Origin of the sequence: Mastigocoleus testarum BC008 (assembly GCF_001456025.1) — a bacterium.
Lineage (GTDB): Bacteria > Cyanobacteriota > Cyanobacteriia > Cyanobacteriales > Nostocaceae > Mastigocoleus > Mastigocoleus testarum.
Genome location: NZ_LMTZ01000112.1, coordinates 1 through 17,960, shown reverse-complemented (window position 1 = coordinate 17,960; position 17,960 = coordinate 1). Strand labels below are relative to the sequence as shown.

17 protein-coding genes are annotated in these 17,960 nt (G+C 39.8%); 10 read left to right on the top strand and 7 right to left on the bottom strand.

Annotated elements, in window-relative coordinates; genetic code table 11:
* Positions 1-364: 364 nt before the first annotated feature.
* Both cdaA and BC008_RS27870 read left to right on the top strand, forming a co-directional pair.
* Positions 365-1,288 carry a diadenylate cyclase CdaA gene (gene cdaA / locus BC008_RS27875; RefSeq protein WP_027842715.1) on the top strand — a complete coding sequence of 308 codons (924 nt, stop codon included), beginning with the start codon at positions 365-367 and terminating at the stop codon, positions 1,286-1,288.
* Positions 1,285-2,034, top strand: a complete 750-nt coding sequence (locus BC008_RS27870) for an isoprenyl transferase (protein WP_027842716.1) — start codon at positions 1,285-1,287, stop codon at positions 2,032-2,034. The genes cdaA and BC008_RS27870 overlap by 4 nt, the downstream gene beginning before the upstream one ends.
* Positions 2,035-2,332: 298 nt before the next feature.
* Here the strand turns inward: BC008_RS27870 and BC008_RS27865 are convergent, their stop codons facing one another.
* The 4 genes from BC008_RS27865 to dnaK form a co-directional block, all read right to left on the bottom strand.
* Positions 2,333-2,605, bottom strand: coding sequence for a DUF3143 domain-containing protein (locus BC008_RS27865; protein ID WP_027842717.1), 273 nt, complete (start codon positions 2,603-2,605; stop codon positions 2,333-2,335).
* 355 nt (positions 2,606-2,960) lie between these two features.
* Positions 2,961-3,542, bottom strand: a complete 582-nt coding sequence (locus tag BC008_RS27860) for a J domain-containing protein (protein WP_082650653.1) — start codon at positions 3,540-3,542, stop codon at positions 2,961-2,963.
* A 362-nt stretch (positions 3,543-3,904) separates the two neighbouring features.
* Positions 3,905-4,885 carry a DnaJ C-terminal domain-containing protein gene (locus tag BC008_RS27855; protein ID WP_027842718.1) on the bottom strand — a complete coding sequence of 327 codons (981 nt, stop codon included), beginning with the start codon at positions 4,883-4,885 and terminating at the stop codon, positions 3,905-3,907.
* Between the two features lie 302 nt (positions 4,886-5,187).
* Positions 5,188-7,539 carry a molecular chaperone DnaK gene (gene dnaK / locus BC008_RS27850; protein ID WP_027842719.1) on the bottom strand — a complete coding sequence of 784 codons (2,352 nt, stop codon included), beginning with the start codon at positions 7,537-7,539 and terminating at the stop codon, positions 5,188-5,190.
* A 118-nt stretch (positions 7,540-7,657) separates the two neighbouring features.
* Between dnaK and BC008_RS27845 the strand changes: the two genes are divergently transcribed.
* Together BC008_RS27845 and BC008_RS27840 are read left to right on the top strand one after the other, a co-directional pair.
* Entirely contained in the window at positions 7,658-8,506 is an 849-nt protein-coding gene (locus BC008_RS27845) for a M20/M25/M40 family metallo-hydrolase (RefSeq protein ID WP_027842720.1), read from the top strand.
* Positions 8,507-8,817: 311 nt separating this feature from the next.
* The gene (locus BC008_RS27840; RefSeq protein ID WP_027842721.1) at positions 8,818-9,831 is read left to right on the top strand and encodes a DUF3179 domain-containing protein; all 1,014 of its coding nucleotides are present in this window, start codon (positions 8,818-8,820) and stop codon (positions 9,829-9,831) included.
* 262 nt (positions 9,832-10,093) lie between these two features.
* Here the strand turns inward: BC008_RS27840 and BC008_RS27835 are convergent, their stop codons facing one another.
* Both BC008_RS27835 and BC008_RS27830 read right to left on the bottom strand, forming a co-directional pair.
* Positions 10,094-11,458, bottom strand: a complete 1,365-nt coding sequence (locus BC008_RS27835; RefSeq protein ID WP_027842722.1) for a DUF3370 domain-containing protein — start codon at positions 11,456-11,458, stop codon at positions 10,094-10,096.
* Between the two features lie 40 nt (positions 11,459-11,498).
* On the bottom strand, positions 11,499-12,035 hold the full coding sequence (locus BC008_RS27830; protein WP_027842723.1) for a pyroglutamyl-peptidase I family protein: 537 nt from the start codon (positions 12,033-12,035) through the stop codon (positions 11,499-11,501).
* Positions 12,036-12,093: 58 nt separating this feature from the next.
* On the opposite strand from BC008_RS27830, the gene hisH reads away from it, so the two are divergent.
* Together hisH and rsmD are read left to right on the top strand one after the other, a co-directional pair.
* The gene (gene hisH / locus BC008_RS27825; protein ID WP_027842724.1) at positions 12,094-12,729 is read left to right on the top strand and encodes an imidazole glycerol phosphate synthase subunit HisH; all 636 of its coding nucleotides are present in this window, start codon (positions 12,094-12,096) and stop codon (positions 12,727-12,729) included.
* A gap of 160 nt (positions 12,730-12,889) precedes the next feature.
* Positions 12,890-13,435: a 16S rRNA (guanine(966)-N(2))-methyltransferase RsmD gene (gene rsmD, locus BC008_RS27820; protein ID WP_027842725.1), complete on the top strand. Its 546-nt coding sequence runs from the start codon at positions 12,890-12,892 to the stop codon at positions 13,433-13,435.
* Between the two features lie 261 nt (positions 13,436-13,696).
* Here the strand turns inward: rsmD and petG are convergent, their stop codons facing one another.
* On the bottom strand, positions 13,697-13,810 hold the full coding sequence (petG, locus tag BC008_RS46795) for a cytochrome b6-f complex subunit V (protein WP_072207778.1): 114 nt from the start codon (positions 13,808-13,810) through the stop codon (positions 13,697-13,699).
* Between the two features lie 210 nt (positions 13,811-14,020).
* Here petG and BC008_RS27815 point away from each other — a divergent pair, with 210 nt between their 5' ends.
* The 4 genes from BC008_RS27815 to BC008_RS27800 all read left to right on the top strand — a co-directional run bounded on the left by BC008_RS27815 (position 14,021) and on the right by BC008_RS27800 (position 17,753).
* Positions 14,021-14,395 (top strand): c-type cytochrome, encoded by a 375-nt coding sequence (locus tag BC008_RS27815; RefSeq protein ID WP_058184089.1) that lies wholly within the window; start codon positions 14,021-14,023, stop codon positions 14,393-14,395.
* Between the two features lie 116 nt (positions 14,396-14,511).
* On the top strand, positions 14,512-15,684 hold the full coding sequence (locus tag BC008_RS27810; protein WP_027847074.1) for a RuBisCO large subunit C-terminal-like domain-containing protein: 1,173 nt from the start codon (positions 14,512-14,514) through the stop codon (positions 15,682-15,684).
* 139 nt (positions 15,685-15,823) lie between these two features.
* Positions 15,824-16,423 (top strand): arsinothricin resistance N-acetyltransferase ArsN1 family B, encoded by a 600-nt coding sequence (locus tag BC008_RS27805; protein WP_063800826.1) that lies wholly within the window; start codon positions 15,824-15,826, stop codon positions 16,421-16,423.
* Positions 16,424-16,838: 415 nt separating this feature from the next.
* Positions 16,839-17,753 carry an NF038130 family PEP-CTERM protein gene (locus tag BC008_RS27800; protein WP_027846941.1) on the top strand — a complete coding sequence of 305 codons (915 nt, stop codon included), beginning with the start codon at positions 16,839-16,841 and terminating at the stop codon, positions 17,751-17,753.
* Positions 17,754-17,960: the final 207 nt, after the last annotated feature.

The window sequence follows — 17,960 nt, the reverse complement described above, 5'->3', positions numbered from 1 at the left end:
TTGAATACATTTTCCAAAGTCTTACTTTAAATCTTCCGGATAAGGGCAAAAGCATATCCCGAATGTTACCAACACGGAATCTTACTAATTACATAGGTATTGTTCCAGCAAGGGAAATATTGGGATGCTACCCTGTACTAAATCATATTTTTCTGTTGCACGATCTTTTTCCGTTCCACAAACGGAAAATCTTGTTCCAGAATTTTTTATTACTACATCTGGGATTTCCGAGATTCATACTAAGATAGAGCAACAAAGCTGAGTTTACATTTAAAAGTAAAAGTGCTTTGAATTTTGAATTTTGACTATTGATTAGTGTCTATTTACTTATACGATAAAAGACCGAAGGTAAAATCCAGATTTCATGGGAGATTGGTGGGCGCAATGGCTCAAAAATATAGAATGGTCAAAGTCTTTGCCGCTTGACACTCTGGATATTTTGTTGGTGCTGGCGCTCACCTACATGATATTAGTTCTGATCAGTGAGCGTCGCACACTCTGGATGGTGCGGGGATTTATCATCTTGATGTTGGTCTCAGCCCTGATTGATAATTCGGAGTTCACAAGGTTAAAGTTTGTACTGGAAAAGTTAGTCATTGGCTGTGCTGTGGCAATGGCGGTTGCTCTGCAATCAGAGTTCCGCCGATTTTTGGAACAACTAGGACGTGGCGAATTTCGCCAGTTATTTCAACCTTCTAATTTGGCAGTCCCAAAAGCGGATAGTGTCATTGATGAAATTGTCGATGCAGTTAGAGAACTCTCGAAAAATCGTATTGGTGCTTTGTTGATTATCGAAACTACCGGACAAATTGACGAGCGGGACTTTTCCGTACCCGGTGTAAAACTAAATGCAAATGTTTCTAAAGAACTGATACAGACGATATTTCAGCCGAAAACTCTTTTACACGATGGTGCTACATTGCTACGTGGTTCTCGGATAGTGGCTTCGGGTATAATTTTACCGCTTTCGGGACGCACAGCCTCGCGCCAGTTGGGAACACGCCATCGGGCAGCGATGGGTATTACTGAGCGGGTCGAAAATTGCATTTGTGTTGTTGTATCAGAAGAAACAGGTTCTATTTCTTTAGCAGAAAGGGGAACTCTTAATAGACCACTTACGATCACGAAGCTGAAAGAGTCGTTAGAGACTCGATTATCCCCCAGTGTTGATCGGGAAGCAGTTGCTTCCGATTTATTCAGTTTGGGGCGTCGGATTCGTAACAAAGCACTGAAAATGATTTCGTACTTACCCGGATTATCATCGACTGCTTCTCGAGATAAAAAATGACAACACAACAAACAGAACAGCAATATTTGCCAGTCGACTTAAAACGAGAATTACTACCCAGACACGTTGCAGTTATTTGCGATGGTAATGGTCGATGGGCAAAAAAAAGGGGATTACCCCGAATTATGGGTCACAAACGAGGAGTGGATGCACTCAAAAATTTGCTCCGCACCTGTAAAGATTGGGGAATAAAAGCTTTGACGGCTTATGCTTTTTCCACAGAAAATTGGAAAAGACCCGAAGAAGAAGTCGAATTTTTGATGACCTTATTTGGACGAGTTTTACGCCAAGAACTAGAAGAAATGATAGAGGAGGATGTTCAAATTCGTTTTGTTGGGGACTTAGAAGAACTTCCAGTGGGGTTGCAAAAAGAAATAACCCACGCAATGGAAACAACCAGGAATAATCGAACTATCCAGTTTAACGTTGCCACTAATTACGGGGGTAGGCTAGAAATTCTCCAAGCCTGTCGTAGCATTGCAGATCGAGTTCAAAAAGGTTTGCTACAACCGAATGAAATTGATGAAGCAATTTTTGAACGCCATCTTTACACTGCTGGTAGTTGCGACCCAGATTTATTAATTCGTACTAGCGGGGAAATGCGAATTAGTAATTTCCTTCTCTGGCAAATTGCTTATTCAGAAATATATATTACTGAAACTTTGTGGCCAGATTTTGACCGTAACGAATTTCACCGTGCCTTATCTGCTTACCAACAGCGAGAAAGACGGTTTGGGAAAGTTTGATAGTGGGATTGGGGATTCGGGTATTGGGGATTAACGTTAGCGTGAGGCGTTAGCAAGGCGGGGCGTAAGCACATACATGTTAGTATCTACAGCGTCACATTGGATTAGGAATTGGGATGAAAATTCAAATATTACTTCCTAGTCCCTAGTCCCCAGTCCCTAGTCCCCAGAGGCTATGACTATAGCTGCGCTACCTACGGAGCCGTCACCTGCGGATCTGCCGACGCCGTAGGCTCTATGCCGCAAGGCGGCACGCATGCTATCCCTAGTCACCAGTCCCTAGTCCCTAATCCCCAGATTACGGTCCAGAAAACACTGCTTCTTCTATATCTCGGCGAGATAGGGAATATTTAAATGAACGTTGTATATCTTGTCCGTTTTCTCCGGCTTGAATATACTTAACTATAATTTGTTCAATATCCAGCCAAAGCTCCGCTTCCCAGGCTGGTCTTTTTAATTGCCAATGCTCTAGCTCTTTTTTATCTTGCTCGCAACCTTGATGTGTTAGCCACTGTTCTATTTGGGGCAAGGTATGGTTATACAAAGGGGTTTCTGGAACGGGGAGATCCATAAGCAATTCTAAATAATTCACCTGTCGAAGTTAAGAATATTACTCTGTGCCGACTTAAGATATATCCAACAGCCAGGACATTTGTAAATCGCGCTAATTACTTTTAACAACGCTAAACCTATATTTCACATTGTAAAGTGAATGGGAACGCTGAAGGTCAACTTTTATGAATGAATTTTGGGGGTATATATTTGGCTAAAGTATTTAAACAGAAAAACTAAAAGTATCAGAATTACAAAGTATCAAAATTTTTGGATTGATTTATATTAATGGTTTTATCTCTTGTTCAATTTTTGCTACTACAGTATCTCATTGATATTGGAAGCGAGTAGAAGTTTAAAAACCAAGACAACCCCTATGTGATTTTACTGCTGGCTCCTGATTCACTTAGCCCGAATTCTGTTTCAAAGCTGAGAGTTTCAAGTGTTTCCCATTGGTAACTAACTAAATTCGAAGTAATTGGTTGTTCGGGGGAAAACATTGCTTGACTAATTTGGGTTTCTAGAGCAGTATCGCCGCGAGTTAAACCAATTGCGATCGCTAATAACAAACATGCTAAAAAAGTTACTCCTAATACAAACAATGCAAAAAGTTCGCCAGGAGACAAGGGACGATCTGAAGCATCTAAATAAGCGGATTTAGACCAGTCATACGAACGGGAAACAGGAGTATTTAAATCTGAGGGAGGTTGAATTACTCCAAAACGGGAATAACCTATTGTTAAGTCGTAGGAAAATCGTCGGTCTGGGTTGCTAAGAGTTGCGTAAGCTTCGTTGATCTGTTGAAACTTTTTAGTTGCAACAGCAGTGGGTAAATCAGTTGTGTCTGGGTGATAGCGTTTGCTTAATTCCCGATAAGCACGACGAATTTGAATCACTGAAGCTCCAGGATGCAATCCCAGTAGAGAATAATAATTGGGTTTGCTCTGTTGTGATATCCCGTTTTGATTCACAGCTGGTTCCACTTATTGTGTCGATTTCTCTGCTCTTAATATTGTAAAACTATATTTTCCCCCTGGTATGGGTACTCATAAGTTAACAACCTAAGTATATATGTAAATTTTTAAGTTTATGAATTTACGAGTAGATAAATTTCTAAACTAATAAACTTTTTAGTTGACAAAATTACTAATTCAATAGATTTTTGAACAATTTTTTGAGTGAGAAATTTTTGAGCGATTTATTTTGAACAATTTATCTTGTTACCTTGGAATAATATGCCCTACTATACAGAAATTTAGTTTGAGATATGTTTGGGATTTATTTAAAAGTAAATTTTCTTTTGTGGAACTGAAATATCTTAGCCCAATTCATTACGGGGCTTAAAAGTTTCAATTTGTCGTATTTTCTCATAAAGTTCTCGTTCTCGGGTGCTAATTTGTTTGGGAGTTACTATTTGAATTTCTACTAATTGGTCGCCACGTTTACCATTTTCGTAAGGATAACCTTTGTTTGCGAGGCGCAATCTTTGACCCGTTCTGACACCTGGAGGAATACTCATTTTTACTAATCCATCAAGAGTCGGTGCTTCAACTTGTCCCCCAAGCACAGCTTCTGAAGGAGTAACTGGTACCTGACAAAAAATATTAAAGCCTTCCATTTTAAACATTCGATGGGGTTCTACAGTGATTTTTAAATACAAGTCACCACCACCAATTCCTTGATTACGCAGACGGATAGTTTGACCTGTCACCATCGCTGGGGGCATTTTTACTTCTAGAGAACGTCCATCTTCCAAACGAATTCTTTCCAAACCACCCTTGTACGCTTTTTCTAAAGGTATGGTCAGTCTAGCTTCAATATCTCGACGATTGGTACGAGGGTTAACGGTATACTCATACTTGGTTCTGGGGGGAGAACGAAACGGATCGGTAGTCTTAGTTTTGCTTGAGTTACCTGTTGTTGTACTCGAATTTTTATTCCTCCCAATAACTTGATTAATAAAACTTTCGAATGTTTGATGTTGACTGGGATCGAAACCTCCACTTCCGTTACTAGAAGCGGAGCGACTATCACCTCGTTTACCTTGCTTACCAAAATTCTTTTGCTTCCAGAAGCGACTAAATTCGTCGTACTGGGATCTTTTTGCGGGATCAGAAAGTACTCCGTAGGCTTCACCGATGGCTTTAAATTTTTCTTCAGCAGATTTATCACCTGGATTTAAATCGGGGTGGTACTGTCTCGCCAAACGACGATAAACCTTTTTAATCTCCTCAATAGAGGCATTTTTAGATACTCCCAAAATTTCGTAATAATCGCGGAAATTCTGCAAATTCTGCATAGCCAGTTGTTTAAGTTGAGATTCTAGATTTTAGATTTCAGATGTTAGATTTTAGATGTTAATTTTTTTTATTGGACAATAAATATTCCTTTGTTTATTAATATTTTTAATTCTTGTTATTCTCTGTCCTTGCGGATAGGAGATTTGTAACCGAGGAATGACTACAAATTCCTGTTGGTAAAATCCGCACATGACACCCACTAAGCTCAGCCTTTAGTAACTATCCGTACAGTTCAATAATTTGCAGATATTTACTACAGATAAAGCCGAAAGTCCCGTATACAGGTAATTGCTGGTATAACTTAGAACCAATCATCATCATCGTCATCCCAATTATCTCTGTAGCTGGGGCGGGGGTTGCGGGAAGAACTTCGCTTTCCTTTATAAGAACGGCTGTCTTTGCTATCCCTTTCTACATCTCGATCTCTATCATAACCTCGACCATATCCTTGGTTATAGTCTTTGCTTCTTTCTCGGTCATAGCTTCCTAGATCGCGATCGCTATCATATCCTCGCCTGTCGTCTTGTTCCCAATCTCGGTTGTTGTTGCGACCCCGGTTGTAATCTTTCTCATACCCTTGGTTATAACTTGGGTTAGGTTCTCGGTCATAGCCACCACCCCGCTCGTAGCCACCACCCCGCTCGTAACCACCACGGTCATAGCCACCACCACGGTCATAGCCACCACCTCGGTCATAGCTACCACCCCGGTTATAACCGCCCCGATCATAATCTCGATTGTAGCTTCTGTCGTTGTAAAAATCGCGATCGTCATCATCTTTCTCACCAATAAAGATGTCGCGAATTGTACCAAATAGGTCATCTTCTTCATCTTCTTGGAAGAATTCCCGAACTTCCCGACTTAATTCATATAAAGCATCTTGCAAATCAGCATAGGTCTGATCTATTCCCCGCTCGTCTTGGGCTTCCAAACTTTCCCGCAGTTCTCGACAAATATTATCTATGCGCTGGCGGCGATTGCGAGCAAAATTGATACCTAAATCTAATGCTACTTCCCGTAATTGTCTTTCGGCTTGCAATATTAATGCTTCAGCACGATTGCGCTTTTCTACTTTTTCTTTGCGCTGTCTGTCTACTTCCGCAAATTTTTCAGCTTCTTGAATTATCTGGCGGATTTCAGCTTCACTAAGATTGGAAGCGCCTTGAATTGTAATACTTTGTTCTCTTCCGGTAGTCCGGTCTAAAGCTGTTACCTGTAAGATTCCATTTGCATCTATGTCAAAAGATACTTGTATTTGTGGGATACCTCTCGGTGCTGGTGGAATACCGTATAACTTAAATCGTCCCAGGGATTTATTATCCGCAGCCATTTCCCGTTCGCCTTGGACAATATGAATTTCGACGGTATTTTGGTTATTTTCCGAAGTAGAGAAAACATCGGAACGGCGAACTGGGATAGTAGTGTTACGAGGAATTAATTTTTTCGCCACCCCGCCAATAGTTTCTAATCCTAGGGATAGAGGTGTAACGTCCAGCAATAATATATCTTTGAGTTCTCCGGCGAGAATGCCTGCTTGCACCGCTGCACCCACCGCCACAACTTCATCAGGATTGACATTTTGGTTAGGTTCCAAACCAATCATTGCCCGAACCAATTGTCTAACCATCGGCATCCGGGTAGAACCACCTACCAATACTACTTCATCAATACTTCGTGGCGACAATCCCGCATCTCGTAACGCCCGTTTGACTGGGTTGCGCAATCTTCCTAACAGATCATCGCACATTCCTTCAAACTGAGCCCGAGTCAACCGAGTTTCTAAATGCTTTGGACCATCTTCTGTAGCGGTAATAAACGGTAAATTGATATCAGTGACCCCAACCGCCGAAAGTTCAATTTTGGCTTTTTCTGCCGCTTCCATTAAACGCTGTAAAGCTTGGCGATCGCGTCTTAAATCTACGCCTTCAGTTTCTAAAAATTGTTCTGCTAACCAATTTACAATCCGCGTATCAAAGTCATTACCCCCCAACTGGGTATCACCGCTAGTTGCTTTGACTTCAAATACACCATCGCCTACATCCAAAATAGAAACATCAAAAGTACCGCCACCCAAGTCAAATACCAAGATAGTTTCATTTTCAGCCTTATCTAAACCGTAGGCTAAAGATGCGGAAGTAGGTTCGTTAAGAATTCGTAACACTTCTAAACCAGCAATTCTACCTGCATCTCGGGTAGCTTGGCGTTGAGAATCATTAAAGTATGCTGGAACTGTAATCACCGCGCCGGTTACAGTTTCTCCCAAATAAGTACTTGCATCTTCCGCTAACTTCTTCAATATCATTGCGGAAACTTCTTCTGGGGCAAAGTCCTTACTTAAACGCGGACATTTAATTTTGATACTGCCAAACTCATCTTTGCGGATGGTATAAGGTACACGCTTCGTTTCCGGACTAAGTTCGCCATACTTACGTCCCATAAAGCGTTTAATTGCGAAAAAAGTATTTTGGGGATTGAGGATGGTTTGTCGCCGCGCCATTTGTCCCACAACTCTTTCGCCATCTTTACTAAAGCCTACCACCGAGGGTGTGGTTCGCATTCCTTCAGCATTGGCAATAACCACCGGCTTGCCTCCCTCCATGACGGCAACTACTGAGTTGGTTGTACCCAAATCAATGCCGACTACTTTGCCCATGCGTTACTTTTCTCCTAATGTTACTTATAAATTTTATTTCTTTAGATCCAATGCTTGATTTATTGTATCTTGCACTTGAGAAATACACTGTCATTGAGTATTCTTTATCAATTAATTTGTGAATTTAAAAGAGCAACTAACAACTCACCTCTCTGAAATAGTACGGGAGCGCGATCCATATATGGCGTCGGCTGGTCATTTTTTTGTCCAGGAATACATTCGCGCTTCATTTAGTCAGTGGGGAAGTGTGGAAATCCACACCTTTTCATTCAAAAGTAAAACATTCAAAAATCTCATCCTCAATTTACCCGGTTTACCCAGAAAGAAAAAGAGAGATTTACCACCAATTTTAATTGCAGCTCATTATGATGCTGTTCCGGGATCTCCGGGGGCTGATGATAATGCTACGGGGGTGGCTGTTTTGTTAGAATTAGCCAGAATGTTTGCAAAAGAACCTATTAAATATCCCCTGCGGCTAATAGCTTTTGATATGGAAGAATATGGCTTAATTGGTTCTGCTGAATATGCAGCAATGTTGCAGCAAGAGAAACAAAAATTACGTTTGATGATTTCTCTGGAAATGCTGGGTTATAAAGATTCTAGACCTAATTCCCAATCTTACCCTCCTCCTTTAGAACGCTTTTATCCCGATTGTGGGGACTTTATTGCTTTAATTGGTAATTTGCGAACTATACCAGATTTAATTCATCTATGCCGTAACATCCGCCAATCTGGGACACCTAGCGAATGGCTAACAGTACCAAATAAGGGTAAATTAGTTCCTCCAACTCGACGGAGCGACCATGCACCATTTTGGGATGTGGGTTATCCAGCAATGATGGTCACGGATACATCATTTATGCGCAACCCCCATTATCATAAACCTAGCGATACTATTGCTACTTTAGATTTGGATTTTCTTACGGGAGTTTGTCGGGGTTTGGAGCAAGGGATTAGGAAGATTTGATTCGGGATTCGGGATTGGCGTTAGCAAAGCGTGACGCGATAGCGTCATATGGCGATTGGGAAGATAGATAAAGTATTTTATTCATCGGTTTCTCAAATCTAATTTCTATGTGGCTAACGCCACCCAAATACAGCTAGCACTGTTAACACAATGAGACGAAGCGCATCGGTGCAAAATTAATCCCAATCCCCAATCCCTATAGTCCCCAATCCCCAATCCCCTCTCATCAAATTATTATCTGATTCTCAAGCTGCATTAAACTTCATCAAATCTACTAGTAATTAGTAGGAAGGAGTTTGAGGATACGAGCGATGAAGATACTAACCCGGTTAGCCATTGCTGCAATATTAACGATCGCGATCGCATTTGGCGGATTAGTGACTCATGCTGGTGGTTGGGATAATTTTAAACTCCGCTATTTTTTTCTGACCAAATATTTTAATGACCAAAATAAAGAACTTGATGACCTGCACAAACAAAATAAAAACCCACTGGAGAACGCCCGAATTAAATTAGATGATTTGCTGGATGGAGGACCAGGTAAAGATGGTATCCCCAGTATTGATAATCCCAGCTTTGATACAGCCAAAACTACACCTTTCAAATCAGATGAAACAGTTATTGGTGTTGTTGTAAATGGAGAAGTCAAAGTTTATCCGTTTGGGATTATGAATTGGCATGAAATAGTTAATGATACGGTTGGGGGTATTAATGTAGCGGTTTCCTATTGTCCTTTATGTGACACAATAGTTGCTTTTCAACGAGGTGGTTCAACTTTTGGGGTCTCAGGAAAACTTTATCAAAGCTGTTTAATAATGTACGATCGCGCCAATGATACCCTTTACGCTCAACCTTGGGCTTTGGGTGTGGTTGGTCCTAGAACTAATCTTTCTTTAGCAAAAGTTCCCACAGTTAAAACAACCCTTGGTGCTTGGTTAAAAAAATATCCCAACAGTAAAATTCTTTCCACCAAAACCGGACATAACCGCGATTACCAAAGATATCCCTACGGTACCTATTACACAGATAATCAAATTATATTCCCCGTCCGCAATCAAGATTCCCGCAAGCTTCCTCCCAAAGCAATTGTCACCTATGTATGGGAAGCAGATAATCAAAAGCCTAATAACCGTTTTTCTGGTGCAAGTTTACAGTTTAGTCACCAAGAAATGGCAAAAGTTGGTACCAAATTAGTTGATTTTAACGATCGTCAAATCCGCGCTCGTTGGGATAAGGAATTTGAAACAGTTATTGTGGAAGAACTCGATGGAAAGCAAATACCAAGTTCCACAGCATTTGCTTTTGTTTATCCAGCATTTTTTTGAGTGATTGAAACCTTAACTCAGATCTTGCACCTCTGGGTGTAAAACACTAAAACCTCAAAATTACCGCAATAAAGCTACATTATTTTGCTTAGCTTTTATCGCTAAATTAAGGTTTTGCCGTTAATACTGAGTGATTGAAATACATCAAATTTTATTGGTGCAAGATGTGAGTTAACCTGATGTATCTGGTGGTGTGTTACGGTTCAAAGATATGTTTCTTTTTCCCCATCATTAAACCGCACCGTAACACACCCTACCCAAATCAAAAAGTTCTTACTGTCAACACCTGAGGTGGGGTTGCATCTGGAGGATAAAGAAAGTCTACCCGCACCAATCTTGTGTCATTTGGCTTGATATTTAGGGTTACTAAAGGTTTACCTTGTTCGCCTCGGTTTTGCACCAAATGTACGTAACGTGTCTGCGGTATTCCTTTATCATCGGTGTAGCGGACTAATACTGTTCCCCGGAAAAATACTCTTTTGGTTGGTTCTGCAAAAAAACGCAATCCATTTTTACTTAACTTATCTTCTTTAATTGGTGTTTGTAAGGAAACACTGACAGTTTTCTGGTTATTTGTATTATTGTAAAGCGGTAAACTTAAACTGTATTGGATTCCATAGTTACCGTGGGCGCGATATGCTGTGTCGGGATAGCGGACTAGCATGGGTGCGCTTTGAATCTGTTCAGTACCAAGGGTACCGCGATCAAGAGTACTAACACCGTAAGAAATGGCGCGATCGCGATCAGGAATTGTTAAATAAGTTGCTTCGGAACTATCTCGCAGTAAAGTTCTCCACAAAGAACCTTTAGCTACTCCAGCAACGCGACCATAAATTATTGATTTATTAGTTTTATCTGGAGGAGTTGGTTTTTTATCTCGCGGTCCGGCTAACTTGCCATTATTAAGTAAATTTTGCCATTCTGCTAGGGTTGGAGCGCGTTCTTGACCATTTGCATCATTCGGTGCAAACATTGCCAAACTAGCTGCATATACCGTTCCATTGCTCCGCAATCGCATTAAAGTTGACCTACCGTTGATGGGTGGGTCGAATTCTTTTACCGGGATTGGTGAATTTAGTAACATTTTACTTTCACCAGGTGGAATGGTAATTTGCGGAGGTAAGATAGACTGTCGCTTACTGCGGAGAACGTCATGGGTAGCGCGACTACCCGGACCAGCGTGCACTTTACCAAAAAGATTATTCTCTTGGGCTGGTAGGTCAACAAATGGCGCATCGGGTTGACTGAGATAACTGGCTGCATGCAATACATCAACCTTTACAGCTTCTTTGCTGGGATTATGCAGAATTACACCTATATATAGTGTCCGTAAATCTTCTGGTGTGGGAGCTTTCGCAACATGATGTGCAAATACATCAAATCGACCCCGGAAGGGAAAATTCAAGTGTGCTTCTGGCGATTTTTTATCTTTTTGGGGAAAAGTAGAAAGTAAAATTCCTTCTTTAAGAACTAATTCTGGACTATTGCTATTAAATACAGGGACATTATCAAGATTCCCTGACAAAGGTCGAACTTCCTGTGGTCGAACAAATTCTACCGGTGTTGGAGAAGGAGTAACTTGAGCGATCGGAAAAGCAATTGAAAAATTTAGTAAGAATGGCAACATATATCCAGACGTTTTTTGCACCATCAAGACGCACATAAGTTTATGAAAGTGCCAGTCTATCAATAATTAATAGAAAATGATTAAGGATAGATGAAGTATTTTCTTCAGTCAAAATCGGAACGTGAACAAATATGCAAGGAATTTTGATTTGATTTTGTTGCAAATAATCTAAGACTGAATAATAAAGTCCTTCACAGACAAATTTACCGCAGTCATGGCTAATCTGAACAGTTTCTATACCCTTGACTAACAGTTCTAAATCAACTGTTGTGTAGAGAACTCTTTGATGATTTTCAGCCGATGATATAGCTGTACTACTAGCATTTGATTCCACACTCAATTGAGTTCTTTTTTCTGCCATGCCACAACAGATTATTGCACCTGGCTGGATTTGACGGATTTTTTTAATTACCCGATTGCTAGCCAAAGAAACATCAACTGGTATCTGTTTTACAAAAGTTAAATAATCATCTGTTGGGTGAATTTTTTCGAGAGCAATCAACAAATCATTTGCAGAATTTGATTTTTGATCTGGAAGCCAAATATCAAAAGAAGTTAATAGTATTCTTCTCTTCATAAAAAATTTTATTTACAATAGAAATACCCTCCATAATAAATTTATCGGGAGCAGGCAAATGGCTGTAATTGCAATCGTAGATTACGAGATGGGTAATTTGCACTCAGTCTGTAAAGGATTAGAAAAAGCAGGAGCTATTCCAAAAATTACAGATTATTCTAAGGATTTAGAAAGAGCAGATGCCGTCGTTTTACCAGGTGTTGGAGCTTTTGACCCCGCAATGCGAAACTTGCGAAATCGAGGTTTAGAAGGTCCAATAAAATCAGTTATTGCATCAGGTAAACCATTCTTAGGTATTTGTTTAGGACTGCAAATTCTCTTTGAATCTAGTGAAGAAGGTATTGAAAGGGGATTAGGAATTATTCCCGGAAAAGTAAAACGTTTTCAGCCAGAAGCAGGAATTACAATTCCTCATATGGGTTGGAATCAGCTGGAAATAACCCAACAAAAATCAACTTTATGGGAACATTTACCTTCTAGACCATGGGTTTATTTTGTTCATTCTTTTTACGTCGACCCCATAGATCCAAAAATTTCTGCAGCTAATATTACTCACGGGAATCAAACTGTAACAGCTGCAATTGCTAAAGACAATTTAATGGCGGTACAGTTCCATCCGGAAAAATCTTCTAATATTGGATTACAAATTTTGTCAAACTTTGTGTCTCAGGTTAGAGAAAAAGTTATGGTTTAATACATTTATTTTCGACAACTTAGATTAAAATGTTGGGATATTTACGCCCACTTTAAATCATTACAGTTTCATGTTTGTGGTAACTTTACTTTTCTGTAATTGGGTTGAAGTGAGGCAAAGTTTGTGGTGCAAATTATCCCGAGTCCGAAAAAGATAAAGTATGAGTCTGAGAATTTACGGTAATCGTCAGCTGAAAACGCTACCAGGAAAAGAAACAAGACCGACGGTTGCACGTGTAAGAGAAGCAGTTTTCAATATTTGGCAGGGTACAATTACTGAATGTAGTTGGCTAGACTTGTGTACCGGAACGGGTTCGATGGGTGCAGAAGCTTTATGTCGAGGGGCGAGTTTAGTAGTAGGTATCGAAAAATCTCGCCGTGCTTGCAGCGTAATAAAAGAAAACTGGCAACAATTTGCTAACGACGAACAAAAATTTAAGATTTTACAGGGCGATCTACTATCGCAGTTAGAAAAACTTAAAGGACAGCAATTCAGTAGGATTTATTTCGACCCACCCTATGCAAGTGGTTTATATCAACCTGTCTTGGAAAAAATCTCTGTCAACCAAATTTTAGAACCGGAAGGTGAAATTGCAGTTGAACATAGTTCCAAGGATTGGACATCACCGATAATTTCTGGCTGGAGTATTTGCCGTGAAAAAACTTATGGTAGTACGGGATTAACTTTCTACAGGAATGGGGATTAGGGATTGGCGACTGGGGATTACCAATTACCATATGACGCTTACGCGTCACGCCTTGCTAACACTGCGTTAGCAGTGCGGCCGTACGTATACCAATTACCAATTACCAATTACCAATTAACACCTCGACAGATATCATAGCTGCCAAAACAGGTCATATTCAGATTCTAAATGAGTAAATTTTTAAACAAATATGAAGGGAGAACCTCAAGTAAAAAATATCAAGGGCGCAAGCAATTGCGCCCCAGTTAGTCCTGATATGACTTACAAACCTAGTTGGTTACCACGCTTGTACTGGTCATATGCTTTATAAAATAGTCCGCCGAGGGTGACGAAACACAAACCTAGAACAATTCCACAGAGTAAAGGTTCAACCACCAGACAACTCCTTTGTTGCGATTAGTAAACAAATTAATTCACGATTCTGATTCTACCAAATTGGGTTGTAAGGGCTTCATTGATAGATTTTCAGCTCTTAAAGAAACGAATAAAATTCCTCCACGCGCTTGCAGACAAAATCAAGAACTTTTAAGCTATGTGTATGAAATTAATATTTTCTGGCAAACCTCGACCATAGCAGCAAATCCGTTGGATAATCAGATCGCTAAACCCGAAGCTCTAATGCAGCGCATTTTTTTGACGGCTCTAGCCCTTGTGCTAGCAGTCTTATTGGTCGTTTTTGCAGTTAATTTGGCTCGGGCTTCCGATCCGTATATCAAAACAGTTTTGTCATTAGATGGCGATCCAGTTCAAGGACATGCTATTTTTCAAATTAATTGTGCTGGTTGTCATGGTTTAGAGGCAAATGGAAGCGTTGGTCCTAGTTTACAAGCAGTATCAAGACGTAAATCTCGTTTTGGGTTAATTAAACAAGTTGTCAGTGGTGAAACCCCTCCAATGCCAAAGTTTCAGCCTAATCCTCAAGAAATGGCTGACCTTTTAAGTTTTTTAGAAAGTCTTTAGATTGGGGATTGGGGATTGGGGATTGGCGACTGGGGATTAGCGACTGGAGATTAGTAACTTATAAACTTGTAACTAATCACGACTACCAATTACCAATTACCAATTACCCATTAGCAATGACAATAGAAGTTGATTACCGTTTCCCTGCGGGTGTAGATGCCCAAAAACAAGCCAAGATTATCGCCGTGGGGCAAACTGCAGGTACTTGGAATGCCCGTTTTACTGATCGCGAAGCAACTTTAAAATCCCATTTGGGAGAGGTTATCTCTGTTGAAAATGATGAAGTAACAGGTCAAAGTATCGCTACTATTCGCTTTCCGGAAAAAAATGTAGAAAATGATATTTCCAGCCTAGTGACGATGATTTTTGGTAAGTATTCCATGGCTGGTGCAGCAAAAGTTGTTGCAGTGCGTCTTCCAAAAGAATACGGTTTACAACCCCAATTTGGGATTACTGGTATTCGAGAAAAACTTGGCGTGTTTGACCGTCCTCTAATTATGGCGATTTTTAAACCTGCATTGGGACTTTCTGCTCAAGACCATGGAGGGATTTTTAAGGAAGTTGCTTTTGCAGGATTAGATATTATCAAAGATGATGAAATTCTCGGCGATTTGGATGTTGCACCAACATTGGAGCGCCTAAAGGCTTGTCGCCCAATTATTGATGCTGTGAAGCAGAAAACTGGACGTACTGTGTTGTATGCAGTTAATGTCACTGGTAGTGCTGACAAGTTACTAGATAAAGCACGTTTATTAGTTCGTGAAGGTGCAAACGCACTTTTAGTTAATGTTCTTTCCTATGGCTTTTCAGTGTTACAAGCCTTAGCTGCGGATGCAGAGATAAATGTTCCTATTTTTACACATCCAGCTTTTGCAGGAGCGATGTGTGCAGCCCCTAATTATGGTATGGCATATTCAGTAGTTCTTGGAACCCTGATGGCTTATGGTGGCGCTGATGCTGTGTTGTATCCCGCACATTACGGTAGTTTACCTTTTGATAAGTTGGAAGAAGCCAGAATTAGAGATATTCTGCGCGATCGCAATGTTTTTCCCGTTCCTTCAGCAGGTATCCATCCAGGTATTGTCCCCAAAGCCGTAAGTGATTACGGTCAAGACGTCATCCTGAATGCAGGTACTGGAATTATGGATCATCCCGATGGTCCTGCATCTGGGGTCAAGGCGTTTTTTGCAGCTTTGGAGCGATTCAATAAAGGTGAATCTTTTGATTTGGAAAACTTACCTGATGGGGTATTGCGAAAAGCAGTGGAAAAATGGGGAAATGGAAATTAGGTACAAAATCTGGTGGTGTGATTGGTAATTGGTAATTGGTAATTGGTGATTGGTAATTGGTAATTGGTAATTGGTGGTTACACTTTAACCGTGTTTACTTAATTTTTACTTATCGAGTTAATATCAAGGATCATTTGCGGTGTCTTCAATTATTAGACTTGCTACAGAAAGTGATGCTGTGCAAATTTTAGATATTTACGCCCCTTTCTGTAACGATTCATCATCGGTGGTATCTTTTGAAGTTGAACCACCTAGTCAAGATGAAATGATGTCTCGCATCAACTCTGTTTTACAACAGTTACCATGGCTAGTTTGTGAACAAAACGGTCAAGTATTAGGTTACGCTTATGCAGGACTTCACAGACAACGAGCGGCTTATCAGTGGTCTGTTGAGGTCAGCGTTTATATTCGCGATACAGAGCGTCGTTCTGGTATTGGACAAGCTTTATATACTTCGTTATTTCAAATTTTAACGCTTCAGGGTTATTTTAATGCCTATGCTGGTATGACTCTCCCCAATCCAGGTAGTGCTCGACTTCATGAAAAAATGGGATTTAAACCAATTGGAACTTATCACAGAGTTGGGTACAAAAATGGTGCTTGGCGTGATGTTGCATGGTACGAACTTTCATTGCAACCACTGGTTAGTAATCCAGAACAACCACAAAATATTAATTTGACACGTAATTCTACTGAGTTTAAATCTGCTTTAGAAAGTGGTATTTATTTGCTGAGATAGCGCCGCTATGGGGAAGTAAAAAGTTAAAAGTCAAAATTAAAAAGTCAAAAAGCTTATAATTTAGGCGTTTTAGTGATTTTTAATCGACACTCTATTTCAAACTAACTGTACTACTACTATGTAAAATTTGTTTTGATTGATTCTATGTATAAGTGAATAAACGTAATTTTTAATGGATATTTTAGCTATTTTTTTAGCTTTGTTTTATTAATAAACCATCAATCCTTCACCCAATATCGTCTCCTAATTTTCTAAACTGTGTTTGGATAACAAACATGAGATACGACCAAAAACAGTTGTATTCGTAAAAATAAAAACTTGTAACCAAACCAAATCTTAGAAAATTTTAAGTTTAGAAAATTCTAAGTTTAGAAAAACTTAAGTATAAAAAATCAAATTCTGAGGAGACCGGAAGATGAAAAGTGCTGTTAAAAAATTGTTGCTCGCTACATCAATTGCTGCTGGTATGGGTGGAATGTTTAGTGCTCCAGCACTTGCTGATAGCTTGAAAAGTGCTGAGATAGGCGGCTCTGCACCGACAGATTATTATGTATATGATTCTGATGGTACCAATACATCTAATAATGACGATAAAACTCTAAAAAATGTTCAAAAAGCTTTAGGGGGTAATACAAAAAATCCTGGAGGTAACGTAGAGTTAGCAGCAGACAGCGAGAAAGTTGGATTTGATTTTTCCAAGAATACTACTTTAATGGGTCAAATTGGCGGTCAAGATATTACTTTGAGCAGCCTAACGTATGATGACTGGATGAGTAAAGATGCTAGTGGTATGAGCTTTGCTCAACGTTGGTTTGATGAAGCTTTGATCGCAAATGGATTTGGAAGTTTGCTTCAAATAGATTCCTTTAATAAATTCATTGCTTACAGGACAGGACTTTCCATGTTTATGAATGAAGGAGGCTTGCAACGCTTTAGCGATCCAAATATTTCTTACGTCAATCAAGATAGTAGTACTGGTTTAATTAGCATTGGATTAGCAGGTCACTTCGATGCAACCGATATGTTAATGAGTAGCTTGAATTCTACTCCTTTTGGGGGATTAGTAAATTCATTCCGTAATGGTTCTGGACCAATCCAAGCGAGTGAAGTTGTAAAAGTCACTTATAATGGTGCCACTAAGTTTCTCTACAGTTTTGAGGCTACTAAATCTGGGTTATTTGAAAAAGGTGATGGTGTATCCCACAATGGTAATTACGAAGTGACACTCAACGGTGTAAAACCAACAGCAGTACCAGAACCCTCTGTCATGTTAGGTTTATTAACTGTTGCAGGTATGGTTGTTTCCCAACACAAAATGAAAAAAGCTTAGCGAGGAAACACTAAGCAGTATACCGGTGTATGTTTGTTTAATCTATATTTTCACTTTCCGAAAACAAAAATTGAAGGTAATGGTCAAACATTAAACTAAGGTTGGAATATCATTTAACACTACAATACCTTCGCCAAAAAAAGAGTATGAAAAATAGGGCTGATGTAGTAGAGTTATTGTCTCTCACAACGACAACTCAAAAACCAC